The organism is Streptomyces sp. DI166 (assembly GCF_900091315.1).
In the GTDB taxonomy this organism is placed as follows: Bacteria; Actinomycetota; Actinomycetes; order Streptomycetales; family Streptomycetaceae; genus Streptomyces; species Streptomyces fuscus.
Genome location: NZ_FLSP01000057.1, coordinates 1 through 14,945, shown reverse-complemented (window position 1 = coordinate 14,945; position 14,945 = coordinate 1). Strand labels below are relative to the sequence as shown.

The 14,945-nt window shown below is 70.9% G+C and carries 11 protein-coding genes and 1 pseudogene; 7 read left to right on the top strand and 5 right to left on the bottom strand.

Translation table 11 applies throughout. The annotated features are described in order from the left end of the window. The first annotated feature begins 43 nt into the window (after positions 1-43). The 4 genes from GA0115233_RS25185 to GA0115233_RS25170 are packed head-to-tail and all read left to right on the top strand — an operon-like array spanning position 44 to position 5,315. A complete protein-coding gene (locus GA0115233_RS25185; RefSeq protein WP_093722578.1) occupies positions 44-2,398 on the top strand; it encodes an arylsulfatase in 2,355 nt (784 codons plus the stop codon). A gap of 49 nt (positions 2,399-2,447) precedes the next feature. Further along, on the top strand, positions 2,448-3,539 hold the full coding sequence (locus GA0115233_RS25180; RefSeq protein WP_255310343.1) for a DUF389 domain-containing protein: 1,092 nt from the start codon (positions 2,448-2,450) through the stop codon (positions 3,537-3,539). 57 nt (positions 3,540-3,596) lie between these two features. After that, positions 3,597-4,067, top strand: a complete 471-nt coding sequence (locus GA0115233_RS25175; RefSeq protein WP_093722577.1) for a cation:proton antiporter regulatory subunit — start codon at positions 3,597-3,599, stop codon at positions 4,065-4,067. Between the two features lie 6 nt (positions 4,068-4,073). Then, the gene (locus tag GA0115233_RS25170; protein WP_093722576.1) at positions 4,074-5,315 is read left to right on the top strand and encodes a cation:proton antiporter; all 1,242 of its coding nucleotides are present in this window, start codon (positions 4,074-4,076) and stop codon (positions 5,313-5,315) included. A 140-nt stretch (positions 5,316-5,455) separates the two neighbouring features. On the opposite strand, the gene GA0115233_RS25165 is transcribed toward GA0115233_RS25170, so the two are convergent. The 5 genes and pseudogenes from GA0115233_RS25165 to GA0115233_RS25145 all read right to left on the bottom strand — a co-directional run bounded on the left by GA0115233_RS25165 (position 5,456) and on the right by GA0115233_RS25145 (position 11,664). Further along, on the bottom strand, positions 5,456-6,511 hold the full coding sequence (locus GA0115233_RS25165) for a PucR family transcriptional regulator (protein WP_093722607.1): 1,056 nt from the start codon (positions 6,509-6,511) through the stop codon (positions 5,456-5,458). Positions 6,512-6,566: 55 nt separating this feature from the next. Continuing rightward, positions 6,567-7,788, bottom strand: a pseudogene (locus GA0115233_RS25160) (cation:proton antiporter). Between the two features lie 539 nt (positions 7,789-8,327). Beyond that, positions 8,328-9,860, bottom strand: coding sequence for a potassium/proton antiporter (locus GA0115233_RS25155; RefSeq protein WP_093722575.1), 1,533 nt, complete (start codon positions 9,858-9,860; stop codon positions 8,328-8,330). 25 nt (positions 9,861-9,885) lie between these two features. Further along, complete coding sequence (locus GA0115233_RS25150; protein ID WP_093722574.1) at positions 9,886-10,197, bottom strand: DUF3040 domain-containing protein; 312 nt, start codon at positions 10,195-10,197, stop codon at positions 9,886-9,888. Positions 10,198-10,365: 168 nt separating this feature from the next. Continuing rightward, positions 10,366-11,664: an SLC13 family permease gene (locus tag GA0115233_RS25145; RefSeq protein WP_093722573.1), complete on the bottom strand. Its 1,299-nt coding sequence runs from the start codon at positions 11,662-11,664 to the stop codon at positions 10,366-10,368. Between the two features lie 470 nt (positions 11,665-12,134). On the opposite strand from GA0115233_RS25145, the gene GA0115233_RS25140 reads away from it, so the two are divergent. From GA0115233_RS25140 to GA0115233_RS25130, 3 genes are all read left to right on the top strand, one after another. Continuing rightward, positions 12,135-13,082 (top strand): sensor histidine kinase, encoded by a 948-nt coding sequence (locus GA0115233_RS25140; RefSeq protein WP_093722572.1) that lies wholly within the window; start codon positions 12,135-12,137, stop codon positions 13,080-13,082. Between the two features lie 31 nt (positions 13,083-13,113). Continuing rightward, positions 13,114-13,773, top strand: a complete 660-nt coding sequence (locus GA0115233_RS25135) for a response regulator (RefSeq protein ID WP_093722571.1) — start codon at positions 13,114-13,116, stop codon at positions 13,771-13,773. Between the two features lie 372 nt (positions 13,774-14,145). Next, positions 14,146-14,945: AfsR/SARP family transcriptional regulator (locus GA0115233_RS25130; RefSeq protein WP_141689567.1), on the top strand; the 800-nt coding region annotated here is incomplete at its 3' end.

Sequence of the window (14,945 nt, the reverse complement as noted above, 5' to 3'; positions counted from 1 at the left end):
GGAAGGCGACCGTGGCCGGAACCGGGCAACGAGGAGATGCGTCATGGCCAAGCCCTTCAAGGGGAAGATCTCCCTCGACATCCGTGACTCACAGCCCGACTGGACGCCGTTCCTCGCGCCTCGGGCGCCCGAGAACAGTCCGAACGTGCTGGTGATCGCCTGGGACGACGTCGGCTACGGGACGATGGACTGCTTCGGCGGGCCGGTGCGAACGCCCACGATGTCGCGGATCGCCGACATGGGCCTGCGCTACTCGAACTTCCACACCACGGCCCTGTGCTCACCGACCAGGGCCTCGCTGATGACCGGCCGCAACGCCACCTCGAACGGCATGGCCACCATCGCCGAGTTCAGCTCCGGCTTCCCCGGGATCTCCACCCGCATCCCGTTCGAGAACGGCTTCCTCTCCGAGGTCCTCGGCGAGCGCGGCTACAACACGTACTGCATCGGCAAGTGGCACCTCACGCCGGGCGACGAGGTCAACATGGCCGCGTACAAGGGGCGCTGGCCCCTGGGACGCGGCTTCGAACGCTTCTACGGCTTTCTGGGCGGCGAGTCGAGCTGCTGGTACCCGGACCTGATCCACGACAACCACCCCGTCGACCCGCCGGCCACGCCCGAAGAGGGCTACCACATCGCCAAGGACTTCTCCGACAAGGCCGTCCAGTTCATCCGTGACGCCAAGGTCGTCGACCCCGACAAGCCCTTCTTCATGTACCTCTCCCTCGACGCGGCCCACGCCCCGCACCATGTGTTCAAGGAGTGGGCCGACCGGTACAAGGGCGTCTTCGACGAGGGCTACGAGGCCATCCGGCCCGGCATTCTGCGCCGTCAGAAGGAGATGGGCCTGCTGCCCGAGGACACCGAGCTGTCCCCCATCAACCCGCACGGCGAACCCGAGGTGACCGGACCCGACGGCCAGCCCTGGCCGATCCTGGACACTGTGCGGCCCTGGGGCGAACTCACCGATGACGAGCGGCGGTTGTTCATCAGGATGGCCGAGGTCTTCGCCGGTTACGTCTCCTACACCGACCACGAACTGGGCCGCGTCCTCGACTTCCTGGAGGCCTCCGGCGAACTCGACAACACGATCATCGTGGCCATCTCCGACAACGGGGCGAGCGGCGAGGGCGGCCCCAACGGCACGTTCAACGAGTGGCGGTTCTTCAACAACCTGTCCACCCCGACCGCGCTGTCCCTGGAGCACCTCGACGAGTTGGGCGGCCCGAATTCCTACAACCACTACAACACCGGCTGGGCCTGGGCGTTCGACACCCCGTTCCCGTACTGGAAGCGCTGGGCCGGGTACGAGGGCGGCGTGGCCGACATGTGCCTGATCGCCTGGCCCGCCGGGATCGAGGCGCGGGGCGAGGTGCGCGACCAGTACGTCCACGCGGTGGACGTCGTACCCACCCTCTACGACCTGCTCGGCATCGAACCGCCCGAAATGATCAAGGGCTGTCCGCAGAGCCCGATCGAGGGCGAGAGCTTCAAGGCCTCGCTCACCGACCCCGCCGCGCCGGGACGGCGGACGCAGTTCTACACGATGCTCGGGCAGCGCTCGATCTACCACGAGGGCTGGCTGGCCTGCACGGTCCACCCGCCGCTGAGCGGCTGGGGCCACTACGAGCAGGACGTGTGGGAGCTGTACGACCTCACCAACGACCGCGCCCAGTCCACCGACCTCGCCGAGCGGGAACCGGAGCGCCTGGAGACCCTCAAGAGCCTCTGGTACTACTACGCCGGCGTCTACAACGGGCTGCCGCTGGACGACCGCAGCGCCCTGGAGCAGGTCCTGGCGGACCGCCCGCACGGGGCACCCGAGCGCGACCGGTACGTGTACTACCCCGACACCGCCTCGGTGCCCGAGCAGTCCGGCGTGGTGACCAGCGGCAGGTCGTACACCATCGCCGCCGGGGTCGACCTCGGCTCCCCCGACGCCGAGGGTGTGCTGTACGCCCACGGCGGGGTGGCGGGCGGCCACAGCTTCTACGTCAAGGACCACCGGCTGCACTACGCCTACAACTGGGTCGGCACCAAGCTCCAGGTCGTGGACTCCGACCGGGAGCTGCCGCAGGGCAAGCACGTGCTCACCGCCGAGTTCACCGCGCGCGGCCGCAGTACGGACCCGGAGATGCCCGGCGCCGAGGGCACCCTCACCCTCTACGTGGACGACCAGGAAGTGGGCCACGACGACCTGATCACCCAGCCCGGCAACTTCTGCGTCGTGGGCGACGGGATCTGCGTGGGCCGCGACGACGCCTCGCCGGTCACCCCCGACTACGACGGCCCGTTCCCGTTCACCGGCGGCACCATCGACAAGGTCGTCGTCGATGTCTCCGGCGAGCCCTACATCGACCACGAGGCCCAGGTGCGGGGCTGGTTCATGACCGACTGAGCACGTGTCCTGCCCGCCCGATACACGAGGATCGTGGTTGTTTGGGTGAATGATCAGCAAGGTTCGCGCCCGGGTCCTGCCGGCCTCCCAGCGCCGCACGCTGGACGAACTCACCGAGGACCTGATCCTCTCCGCCGGGGACACGACCGCCAAGCGCTCGGCGTTCTGGACGATGCTCACCCTGTCGGCGGTCATCGCGGCGGGCGGCGTGCTCACCGACTCCACGGCGACCGTGATCGGCGCCATGATCATCGCGCCGCTCTCCACCCCGATCATGGGTATCGCCCTCGGCTCGGTGCAGCGCCGCCGCACCGGGTCGATCACGGTCGTCCTGCTGGCGTGCCTGCTGGTGATCGCGATCGGGATGCTCATGTCGCTGGTGCTGCCCGCCGACTACGACCTGCTGTCCAACAGCCAGATCTCCTCGCGCACGGCACCCACCCTCATGGACCTGGTCGCGGCCCTCGCGACCGGTCTGGCCGGGGCGGTGGCACTCGCCCGCCGGGACGTGGGCGCCGTACTGCCCGGCGTCGCGATCGCCATCTCGCTCGTCCCGCCCCTGGTGGTGACCGGGGTGTGCCTGGGCCAGTTGTCGGGCTGGCTGGCACTGGGCGCGCTGGCGCTGTTCGTGTCCAACCTGTTCGCCCTGGTCTTCGCGGGCATGCTGGTCTTCGCCTCGCTCGGCTACGCGGCGGACGCGGACCGGGCCGCGGGCCGCCCGGGGCGGAAGGCGTACGTGGCGATGGCCGTGCTGTTCGCCGTAGTGGTCGTCCCGCTCGCCGCCGACACGACGGCCACCCTGCTGCTCAACGCCTGGACCGGTCGGGCCAAGGATGCCGCACAGCAGTGGCTGGCGGACGAGCCCGACGCGACCGTCACCAACGTTGACGCCCAGTCCCGGACCCTGCACATCCATGTGCGCACCCCGGGGGGATCTCCCTCCGGTACGGGCTCTGCTCGACCGCCTGGACGGACGACTCCCCGACGGCATCCCCATCGTGGTGGATGTCCAGCGCGGTCGGCGCATCGACGCCGGGAAGGTGGGCGACTGAGCCTCCCGCGTGCGGTTTTCTTTCAATCTTCTTACTTTCGGGGGAGGGTGCTGCCGGTGGGGCAGGGGGCGTCGCTAGGGTGGCGTTAAAGATTTGGCCAAGGAACGTGTGATGGAGACAGGGGGGCAGCCGTGGGTGCTGCGCGGATGAGCAGTACGCCGTTGCCGGGCATCGGGGTGCGTTATGACCTGGTGACGCGGGAGCAGCGGCCCCTGTCGGTGGTGGCGCACCGGGACGGGTCGCGGACGCTGTCGGCGTACCGCAAGGACGATCCGGACGCGTGTGCGCTGTCGGTGCGGCTGACGGCGTCGGAGGCGGAAGCGGTGATCGATGCGCTGATGCCGGCGCATCACAGCCCGAGTCTGCTGTCGACGACGGAGCTGGGTCTGGTCGCGGAGCGGATCGAGCTGGCGGCTACCTCGCACTGGAACGGGCGGCATCTGGGGGAGACCCGGATGCGCACGGAGACCGGGGTGTCGATCGTGGCGGTGCTGCGGCGGGCGGAGGCGATTCCCTCGCCGGGGCCGGACTTCCGGCTGGCGGGAGGGGACACGCTGATCGTGATCGGGACCCGTGAGGGTGTGGACGCGGCCGCGGCCATTCTCGGCCGGGAGTAGACGCGCGTGCACTCCTCCGCCATTTTTCTGATCGAGTTCGGTGCGATCATCCTGGGCCTGGGGCTGCTGGGGCGGTTCGCCGGGCGGTTCCAGTTCTCGCCCATTCCCCTGTACCTGCTGGCCGGGCTCGCCTTTGGGCAGGGCGGCATCCTCCCGCTGGATACCAGTGAGGAGTTCGTTGCCATTGGTGCCGAGATCGGGGTCATACTCCTGCTGCTGATGCTGGGGCTGGAGTACACGGCCAGTGATCTTGTCTCCAATTTGAAGACGCAGTATCCGGCGGGGCTGGTGGATGCCACGCTGAATGCGCTTCCCGGGGCGGCGATGGCGTTGCTGCTGGGGTGGGGGCCGGTCGCGGCCGTCGTCCTCGCGGGCGTTACCTGGATTTCTTCCTCGGGTGTGATCGCCAAGGTTCTGGCGGATCTGGGGCGGTTGGGCAACCGGGAGACGCCCGTCATCCTGAGCATTCTCGTGCTCGAAGACCTGTCCATGGCCGTCTACCTGCCGATCATCACCGCCCTGCTGGCGGGGACCGGGCTGGCTGCGGGTAGTGCCACGCTGGCCATTGCCCTGGGTGTGGCCGGGCTCGTGTTGTTCCTCGCCGTGCGCTACGGCAGGCACATCTCCCGGTTTGTCTCCAGTGATGATCCCGAGAAGCTGCTGCTTGTCGTGCTGGGGCTGACGCTGCTGGTGGCGGGCATCGCTCAGCAGCTTCAGGTGTCTGCCGCCGTGGGTGCGTTCCTCGTCGGTATCGCCCTGTCCGGCGAGGTCGCGGAGGGTGCGCACAATCTGCTCGCGCCGTTGCGGGATCTCTTCGCCGCCGTGTTCTTCGTCTTCTTCGGGCTGCATACCGATCCCTCCAGCATTCCGCCCGTGCTGCTGCCCGCGCTGGTGCTGGCCGTCGTCACCGCGCTGACGAAGATCGCCACCGGCTGGTACGCGGCGAAGCGGGCCGGAGTCTCGGAGAAGGGGCGCTGGCGGGCGGGTGGCACGCTCGTGGCGCGCGGTGAGTTCTCCATCGTCATTGCCGGGCTTGCCGTCACCGCGGGAATCGAGCCCTCTCTTGGGCCGCTGGCCACCGCGTATGTGCTGATTCTGGTGATTCTCGGGCCGCTGACCGCCCGGTGGACCGAGCCGATTGCCAGTCGGCTGCAGGCGCGCTTCGGGAAGACCGCGCCGGTCGCGGCGGCTGGTGAGGTCCCGGCCCCTCGTCCTGCTGAGGATCAGGACCCGGTGGATCAGGCCTGACATACCGCGGGGCGTGTGGGGGTGGGATGTTTTCGCCCCCGCGCCCCTTCCCTCCCCCAGAGGGGGCCCCACCGTCCCCTGGGGGCTACGCCCCCAGACCCCCTATCGGCCCTGAACGGGCCTCGTCCTCAAACGCCGGACTATAGGGGGCGGGTCGGCCATGCCAGCAACCTCGCCCCGATCACCGCCGTCTGCAAGGTGTACCGGTGTGCCGGGTCCGTGGGGTCGATGCCTGTCAGGGAGTGGATGCGTTCCAGGCGGTAGGTCAGGGCGCGGACGCTCAGGGAGAGTTGGCGGGCTGTTTCCGCGGCGACGCAGCCGGTGTCGAAGTAGGCGGTCAGGGTGTCGAGGAGGGGCTGGGCGCCGCCGCGAGCCTGCTGGAGCGGGCTGAGGGTGCTGCGGACGAGGTCCATCAGGGCCTGGCGGTCGCGGGCCAGGACCGGGAAGACCAGCAGGTCGGCGGCGCGGAGTACGGGGTCCTCGTAGCCCATGCGCTGGGCCACGTCGAGGGCGTTGAGGGCTTCCTCGTAGCTGTGGCCGATGCCGACGACGCCGGGGCGCGGGCGCCCGATGGCCACCTGGCCGCCCTCGGTGGCGGCGTGGGCCTGCTTGGCGAAGTGGGTCAGGACCTCGTCCTGGTCGCCGGGGGCGATGCAGAGCATCCGGCCGTCCTTGGTGGTGAACAGGATGCGGCGGTTCTCGAAGCGGGCGAAGACGGCGTCGGCCACCTGGCGGGGCACGGGGTCGGTCTCGTCGTACTTGGCGGGGCCCTCCGCGACGGCCACGGCGTGGGAGCGGGACAGGCGCAGGCCGAAGCGTTCGGCGCGGGCGGCGAGGTGTCCGGGGTCGCCGCCGCCGTGCAGCAGGTCGTCGATGAACTCCCGGCGGGCGGCCTCCTCCTGCCGTATGACCATGCGCTGGGCGCGCTCGAAACCGTCCGCGAAGGCGTCGATGGCCTGCTCCATGACGGCGACAACGCTGTCCGGGGAGGCCGCCGTGGGCCAGGCGGTGCGGCTGGCCGCGAGGTGCTCGCGCACCAATGCGCGCCAGCCGAAGCCCGACCCCGCGGCCTTCGCGCCGAGTTCCCGGCGGGACTCCAGTTCCTGCCGGGTGAGGCGGCGACCGGTGGCGGAGGCGTCCGCGAGGATCTCGGCGTATCCGTCGAGGAACTCGTCCAGTGTGTACTGCCCGGTCACATACGCCTCCTGCCCCACCTGCCAGTGTCGGAGGTCGATTCTGCCTCCTGCGGGCTCAGACGCGGGCAGGGGCGGACTCGGCCGACTCCTCGTCGGCAATCTCCTCTGCGGGCGCCGTCGCCGCGGGGCGGCCCGTGATGCGGCGGGCCAGGGGCTCGGTCCAACGGGCGGTCAGCGGGCCGACGATGACCAGGATCAGGACGTATGCCGTGGCCAGCGGGCCGATCCGCGGCTCCACGCCGACCGCCAGACCGGCGATGACGATGGAGAACTCGCCGCGCGCGACCAGCGTGCCGCCCGCCCGCCAGCGGCCCCCGCCCTGGATTCCGGCCCGGCGTGCCGCGTACCAGCCGGTGGCGACCTTGGTGAGGGCGGTGACCACGGCCAGGATCAGCGCGGGGATCAGGACCGGCGGGATGTCGGCGGGGTTCGTGGACAGGCCGAAGAAGACGAAGAAGACGGCGGCGAACAGGTCCCGCAGGGGGGTGAGCAGGTTGCTCGCGCCCTCCGCGACCTCGCCGGACAGGGCGATGCCGACCAGGAAGGCGCCGACGGCCGCGGAGACCTGGAGCTGCTGCGCGATGCCCGCGACCAGGAGGGTCAGGCCGAGGACCACCAGGAGCAGCATCTCGGCGTTGTCCGAGGAGACCGCGCGGCTGATCAGGCGGCCGTGGCGCAGGGCGACGTAGAGGACGCCGCCGACGGTGCCGAGAGAGATCAGCAGGGTGACGGTGCCGCCGGCGAGGCTGACGCCGGCCAGCAGGGCGGTGAGGATCGGCAGGTAGACCGCCATGGCGAGGTCCTCAATGACGAGGACGCCGAGGATGACCGGGGTCTCGCGGTTGCCGAGCCGCCGCAGGTCGCCGAGGACCTTGGCGATCACACCCGAGGAGGAGATCCAGGTGACGCCCGCCAGGGCGACGGCGGCGACCGGGCCCCAGCCCAGGACGAGCGCGGCGACGGCGCCGGGGACGGCGTTGAGGACGAAGTCGACGGCGCCGGAGGGGTACTGGGTCTTGAGGTTGGTGACCAGTTCGCTGGCGCTGTACTCCAGGCCGAGCAGCAGGAGCAGCAGGATGACGCCGATCTCGGCGCCGGTCGCGGTGAACTCCTCGCTGGCCTGGAGCGGCAGGATGCCGCCGTGGCCGAAGGCGAGCCCGGCGAGCAGGTAGAGGGGGATGGGGGGAGAAGCCCATGCGGCCGGCGAGGCGGCCCAGCAGGCCCAGGGCGAGAATGATGGCCCCCAGCTCGATGAGCATGGCGGTCGTGTTGTGCACGGGCGTCTCCTCCGGTTCAGTTCGGCGACGGCGTCAGTGCCTTGGGTGGCTACGGGCGGCGCGCGGGCGCCGCCGGTGAGGTCGGCGGTGCGCCCGGGTGGGCGGGGACGGTCAGCCGGGTGGGCGTGACCGGGTGGGTTCGGCTTCGGCGCACTCGGGTTCACGGGAGAGCGGTCGGGTCGGTGCCCGGTCGCGCGGCGGTGCGCGGTCGGTTGGGTGACCCCGGGTGCGTGTGTCGGACCTGGGACTCAGGCGCCGAGAACGGCGCGGCCAGGTTCAGGCACGCTGTCGCGAGCGGTTGCGGGCACATCAACGGCCCGGACTACTCGATCCACGTCATGCCCCCCTCGCACCGAGATCCGGAGAACTCCGGAAAGACCAACCTCACAGATTGAGCGATCACCCGCTCAATGGAGCGTCAAGGCTCGGTAAAGAAGCATACCGTACGACTATTTGCGCATAGCGGGGCATTCCCTCGTATAGCCGTAGGAAAGGATTGGCAAACGCGGCGATTTACTAAGTGATATGTCCGCAATGCGTTATTCGTTCCGCGCCGGCGTCATGGGATGCTCCGGTTCGGGTGCTCCCGTCTCGCCGAGCCAGCGGGCGAGTTTGCCCCCTCTGCCGACGGCGCGCAGTCGGCGTTCCGCCGCCTCGTGGGTGTCCGGGGTCGTGATGAGGAGCAACTCGTCGCCGGCCCGCAGCATCGTGTCCCGGTCGGGGACGAGGGTCGTGCCGTCGCGGACGATCAGGGTGACGACCGTCGGGGGCGGCAGCCGCAGTTCGAAGACGGCGACGCCGTGCAGCCGGGAGCCTTTCGGAATGGCGACCGTGAGCAGGTCGGCGTCCAGGACGTCGAGGGGGGCGCTCTCCACCTGCACGTCGCGCAGGGCGTCGGCGCGGGTCAGGCCCAGGCGCTTGGCGACGGCGGGCAGGGTGGGGCCCTGGACCAGGGTGAACAGGACCACCAGCACGAACACGATGTTCAGCGCGTCGCGGGCGCCGGTGATCCCTTCGACGATGGGGAACGTGGTCAGCACGATGGGCACCGCGCCGCGCAGCCCGGCCCAGGAGATGAACGTCTGCTCGCGCCAGGGGACGCGGAAGGGCAGCAGACAGAGCAGGACCGAGACCGGGCGCGCCACCAGCAGCAGGACCAGGCCGACCACCAGGGCGGGGATGATCGCGGACGGCAGCTCACTGGGGTCGACCAGCAGACCGAGCATGACGAACAGGCCGATCTGGGCGAGCCAGGCCGCGCCCTCGGCGAAGGACCGGGTGGCGGCGCGGTGGGGGAGCTTGGAGTTGCCGAGGACGACGCCGGAGAGGTAGGCGGCGATGATCCCGCTGGCGTTCACCGCGCCCGCGGCGGCGAAGGCGATGATGCCGAAGCCGACCGTGGCCAGCGGGTACAGGCCGGTGGCGGGCAGCGCGATACGGCGCAGGGCGAGCGCGCCGAGCCGGCCGATCAGCACGCCCAGGGTGCCGCCGACGGCGAGCTGGTAGATCAGGTTGCCGACCAGGGGGAGCGGGCCGGGCGGGTCGGCCGAGGCGGTGGAGAAGACCAGCACCAGGATGATCGTCGGTGCGTCGTTGAAGCCGGACTCGGCCTCCACCAGCGCGGTGACTTTGTGCGGCAGCGGCAGGGCGCGCAGGACGGCGAAGACGGCGGCGGCGTCGGTGGAGGAGACGATCGCGGCGACCAGCAGGGCGAGCTGCCAGTCCATGCCCAGCAGGTAGTGTGCGCCGGTGGCGGTCACCACGACCGAGATCGCCACCCCCGCGGTGGCGAGCACGGCGGAGGGGGCCAGCACGCGGCGTACGTTGCTCCACTGGGTGGTCAGTCCGCCCTCGACCAGGATGACGCCGAGCGCGGCGGTGCCCAGGGCCTGGGCGAGCTGGGCGTCGTCGAACTTCAGTCCGAGCCCGTCCTCGCCCGCGACGACGCCGACCGCCAGGAACAGCAACAGACTGGGCAGGCCGACGCGGTGCGCGGTACGCGCGGCGGCGATGCTGGCCAGCAGTACGGTGCCGCCGATCAGCAGGGCCAGATACAGCTCGGGCAGGGTCATCGGGCTGTCCTTTTGTGGTCAGGCATCAGTCCGAGGGCCGCCGGGGCCGGGGCCGGGGCGGAAAGTTGCGGTGTCTGCGGGCGGGGCGCTGGGGGTCGAACATCTCCCCGGCCATCCCGGCGAGGACCAGCCCGGTGGCGATGAGCAGCCCGTGCGCCAGCGCGATGCCGGCGGCCAGTACGGCGAGGGCGGCGCCGAGCAGCAGCCAGGCCCGGGTGTGCCGGTACTCGCGCGGCCGGCAGGGCTGCCCGTTGCCGAGCCCCTCGGCGAACCGGGGGTCCTCGCGGTACAGGCGGGACTCGATCTCGACGAGCTGTCTCTCATGGGAGCGGTCCACGTCCTCCTCCTCCCAGTGCGGGGTGGTGGCCAGGCGGGGGAATCAGGGGCGTGGTCCATGCGGGCTCCTTTCCGGGTGGGGTGGTCGTGGGCGCGAGGGACGCGGGCCGCGCGGACGCGGCGACCCTCCGTCCTTCGACCCCGACAGTGACAAATGCATCCATAGTGATCACACCAGGACGAAATAGCGCAGCCAGACATACGCGGCCGCGATGCTGACAGTGACCGCGGTGACCACCAGCCCGTACCGGCTGAACTGCCAGAACGAGATGTGGTAGCCCTCGCGCTGGGCGATGCCGATGACGACGACGTTGGCCGAGGACGCGATGATCGTGGCGTTGCCCGCGAGGTCCGCGCCGAGGGCGAAGGCCCACCAGAGCATCCCCGCCTCGTCGGGTCCGCCCGCGGCGGTGACGATCTCGGAGACGATCGGGCTGACGGAGGCGACGAAGGGGATGTTGTCGATGACCGCGGACGGTACGACCGAGCCGAAGACCAGGGTCATCGCCGTGGCCTCCAGATTGCCGCCGGTCGCGTCGGCCGCCGCACGACCCAGGTCGCCGATCACGCCGGTCTGCACCATCGCGCCGACCATGACGAACAGCCCCGCGAAGAAGGCGAGGGTCTCCCACTCCACGTCCTTGACCACGGAACCGGAGTTCAGCCTGGAGACCGCGAGCAGCAGCAGTCCGCCGCTGATGGCCACCACCGAGGGCTCCAGATGCAGCACGGTGTGCAGCACGAAGCAGGCCATCACCACCGTGATCACCACGCCGGACACGGCCAGCAGCCGGGCGTCCTTGATCTCGTCCTTGGGGTTCAGTTCCATGACGGACTTGGCGCGCTCGGGGTCGTAGTGGAACGCGTCGCGGAACATCACCCGGCACATCAGGACGAACACGATCATCAGCAGGACGACGACGGGCGTCATGTGGATGAGGAAGTCGTTGAAGGACAGGTCCGCACGAGAACCGATCATGATGTTCGGCGGGTCCCCGATGAGGGTCGCCGCGCCGCCGATGTTGCAGGCCATCACCTCGGCGATCAGATACGGGATCACCGGCAGCGCGAGCCGCCGGCAGACCAGGATCGTCACCGGGGCGATCAGCAGCACGGTGGTGACGTTGTCCAGCCAGGCGGACAGGAAGCCGGTCGCGACCGTCAGCAGCACCATCAGCCGGTACGGTCTGCCGCGCGCCTTGCGCGCCGCCCAGATGGCGATGAACTCGAAGACGCCGGTACGTTTCAGCACCGCGACGATCAGCATCATCCCGAGCAGCAGGAAGATGACGTTCCAGTCGATGCCCGCGTCCTCGGAGAAGAAGGCGTGCTCGGGGTCGGTCGCCCCGATCAGCAGCATCACCACCGCTCCGCCCAGCGCGGCGGCGACCCGGTGCACCCACTCCGTGGCGATCAGCACGTAGACGGCGGCGAACACCGCCACCGCCAGCCATGCCGTCAGGCTCACCGCGGGCCCTCCTGCACGCCGTTCGGACCCTGCCCGGCCGTGTCGGCGCCCGCGCACCGGCGCACCCGCGCGGCTGCCTCGCGGCGCGACCGGGGCGCCCATGACACCGGGCCGTACAGGGCTTTCGTGTGGTCGGACCGCTCCGGCAGTGCGTACATCGGTGCGAGCTCCCCTCTCGTGATGCGACAGAGCCGCCACCCCGTACGCCCCTCGCAGGGGGCGGCGCCCCCGCACACACCCGGCGGGCATGGCGGTGCGGCCGTGGCCGTCGGGCCGGGGGACGGTGGACTGTCTCCACCCTCACTCGCGCACCAGGGGGCGCACTATCGGGTCCGCCACCCAAATAGGGGTGGGTCGGACCTGTAGACGCGGGAAAGGGGAATGGGTGCCAGACCCGATGGACGCCCGCCCCACCCGGCGCCCAGGCTTGTAGGTGGGTGCGAGGACCATCTCAGGAAGGCGGTACGTGGGTGCCCTTGTTCTGGAGGATCTTCCTGCTCAACGCGGTTGTGCTGGTCACCGCCACCGCCCTGCTGCTGGGCCCGGTCACCGTGTCGACACCCGTCCTGCTCACCGAGGCCGCGATCCTCACCGTGGGCCTCGCCGCGATGCTGATCGCCAACGCCCTGCTGCTGCGCATCGGCCTGGCCCCCCTCCAGCGCCTGGCCCGCGCCATGACCACCACCGACCTGCTGCGCCCCGGCGCCCGCCCCGCCGTCGGCGGCCATGGCGAGGTCGCCGACCTGATCACCACGTTCAACACCATGCTCGACCGGCTGGAGGCCGAACGCGCCACCAGCGCCGCCCGCGCCCTGACCGCCCAGGAGGCCGAACGCCACCGCATCGCCCAGGAGCTGCACGACGAGATCGGGCAGACCCTCACCGCCGTCCTGCTCGATCTCAAACGCGTCGCCAACCAGGCGCCGGAGCCCGTCCGTGAGCAGCTGCACCAGGTCCAGGAGACCACCCGCGCCAGCCTGGACGAGATCCGCCGCATCGCCCGCAGGCTGCGCCCCGGAGTCCTGGAGGAACTGGGCCTGACCAGCGCCCTGAAGTCCCTGGCCACCGAGTTCACCGGCCCCACCCTGTCCGTACGGCACGACATCGCCACCGACCTGCCGCCGCTGGGCGAGAACGCCGAACTCGTCCTCTACCGCGTCGCCCAGGAGAGCCTGACCAACACCGCCCGGCACGCCGCGGCCACCCGGGTCGGCCTCACGCTGAAACGCACACCCGACGCCGTGGAACTGCGGGTGCGCGACAACGGCAAAGGCATCGGCGGCGCCCCCGAAGGCGCCGGGATCAGCGGCATGCGCGAACGCGCCCTGCTCATCAGCGCCGACCTCGGCCTCGGACCCGCTCCCGGCGGCGGCACCGAGGTCCGACTGACCGTCCCCGTCCGCCACCGGAGTCAGTGACCATGACCGACCGCCACCGGAGTCAGTGACCATGACCGAGGCGACCCCCACCCGCATCCTGCTGGCCGACGATCATCACCTGGTGCGCCGCGGGGTGCGCCTGATCCTCGACAGCGAACCGGACCTGACCGTGGTGGCCGAGGCGGGCGACGGTGCGGAGGCGATCGAGGCGGCCCGCAGGCACCGGCCCGACCTCGCCATCCTCGACATCGCGATGCCGCGCCTGACCGGCCTCCAGGCCGCCCGCGAGCTCTCCCGCAGCCAGCCCGACCTGCGGATCCTGATGCTGACGATGTACGACAACGAGCAGTACTTCTTCGAGGCCCTCGCGGCGGGGGCCTCCGGATACGTCCTGAAGTCGGTCGCCGACCGGGACCTCGTCGAGGCCTGCCGGGCCACCATGCGCGGCGAGCCGTTCCTCTACCCCGGCGCCGTCAACGCCCTGGTCCGCAACTACCTCGACCGGCTGCGCGAGGGCCAGTCACCGCCCGCGCGCGCCATCACCGACCGCGAGGAGGAGATCCTCAAGCTGGTCGCCGAGGGGCACACCTCGCAGGAGATCGCCGACATCCTCGTCATCAGCGTCAAGACGGTCGAGCGCCACCGCGCCAACCTGCTGCAGAAGCTCGGTCTGAAGGACCGGCTGGAACTCACCCGGTACGCCATCCGTGTCGGCCTGATCGAGCCCTGACAGCGGGGACGGGCAGAGAGGTGGACGCGGGCCCCGGTCGTTCACCTCCGCCGACCGGGACCCGTGTGCGTCCGCGGACCCGGCACGGCGGCAACACTCCCCCGAGCAACGCGTCTTACGCGCGCACCGTCGGGCCGGCTCCGATGAAGTGATCACATCAGACCGCACCAACGGATCGCTAACATGTGGCCAACGGTTTTCCGGGCCGGCCACGACCGGCTGACGCGAAGTCGCCGCGGCGGTCCGGCCGGAACAGTAGCGGATCCCGGCGGACAGGCCGACGGGACGTGATGGCGGAATCTGGCCGTCGACGGGCGGTATTCCGCCAGCGACGGCCCTGGTGCGCGGCGGGCGCGGAAGGGCAGTGGCGGCGTGAAGCGGTGCGAGCTGCGGTTCGGGCTGCTGGGACCGCCGGTCCTGTACGACCGTGGCGGCGACGGCCCCGTGATCCGTCCCGTGGGCAGCCCCAAGGCACGGCTGCTGCTGACCGCCCTCCTGCTCGAAGCGGGCCGTACCGTCTCCGTCGACGCGCTCAAGGAGGCGCTGTGGGGCGACACCCGGCCCGCCTCCGCCCACGCCTCCCTGCACAACCACGTCACCCGGCTGCGCCGCCTCCTCGACGACCCCTCCCGGCTGCGGGCGGAGCCCCAGGGCTACCGGCTCCGGGTCGAGGACGGCGAACTCGACATCCACCTCTTCGACGCCCATCTCGCTGCCGCGCGCGCCGCCCACGCCCGCCGCGACTGGCGCGGCACCCTGCGCGCGTGCGCCGCCGCCCTGTCCCTGTGGCGCGGCGACCCGCTCGCCGGGGTCCCCGCCGAACTCGGCGGCTACGCCCTCACCCAGCGCCTCGCCGAGGCCCGCCTGCTCCTGCTGGAGTGGCGCTTCGACGCCGAACTGGCCCTCGCCGACGGCCGCCTCGACGCCCTGCTGCCCGAACTGGCCGCGCTGGCCGCCGAACACCCGCTGCGCGAGGCATACCACCGCCAGCTCATGCTCGCCCTGCACCGCGACGGCCGCCGCGCCGAGGCCCTCGCCGTCCACCGCGACCTGCGCCGACGGCTCGTCGAGGAACTCGGCGTGGAGCCCGGCCCCGCCGTGCGCGAGGCCCACCTGGAGGTGCTGCGCGAGGCAGAACCGGGCACGGGCACGCCGGCGCCCCGCGCTGCCCA

What these genes read in the sequence shown, in the direction of transcription:
- GA0115233_RS25180 (WP_255310343.1), top strand. Translation starts at nt 2,448, where the DNA reads ATGATCAGCAAGGTTCGCGCCCGGGTCCTGCCGGCCTCCCAGCGCCGC.
- GA0115233_RS25155 (WP_093722575.1), bottom strand. Translation starts at nt 9,860, where the DNA reads ATGACCCTGCCCGAGCTGTATCTGGCCCTGCTGATCGGCGGCACCGTA.
- GA0115233_RS25135 (WP_093722571.1), top strand. Translation starts at nt 13,114, where the DNA reads ATGACCGAGGCGACCCCCACCCGCATCCTGCTGGCCGACGATCATCAC.
- GA0115233_RS25185 (WP_093722578.1), top strand. Translation starts at nt 44, where the DNA reads ATGGCCAAGCCCTTCAAGGGGAAGATCTCCCTCGACATCCGTGACTCA.
- GA0115233_RS25175 (WP_093722577.1), top strand. Translation starts at nt 3,597, where the DNA reads ATGAGCAGTACGCCGTTGCCGGGCATCGGGGTGCGTTATGACCTGGTG.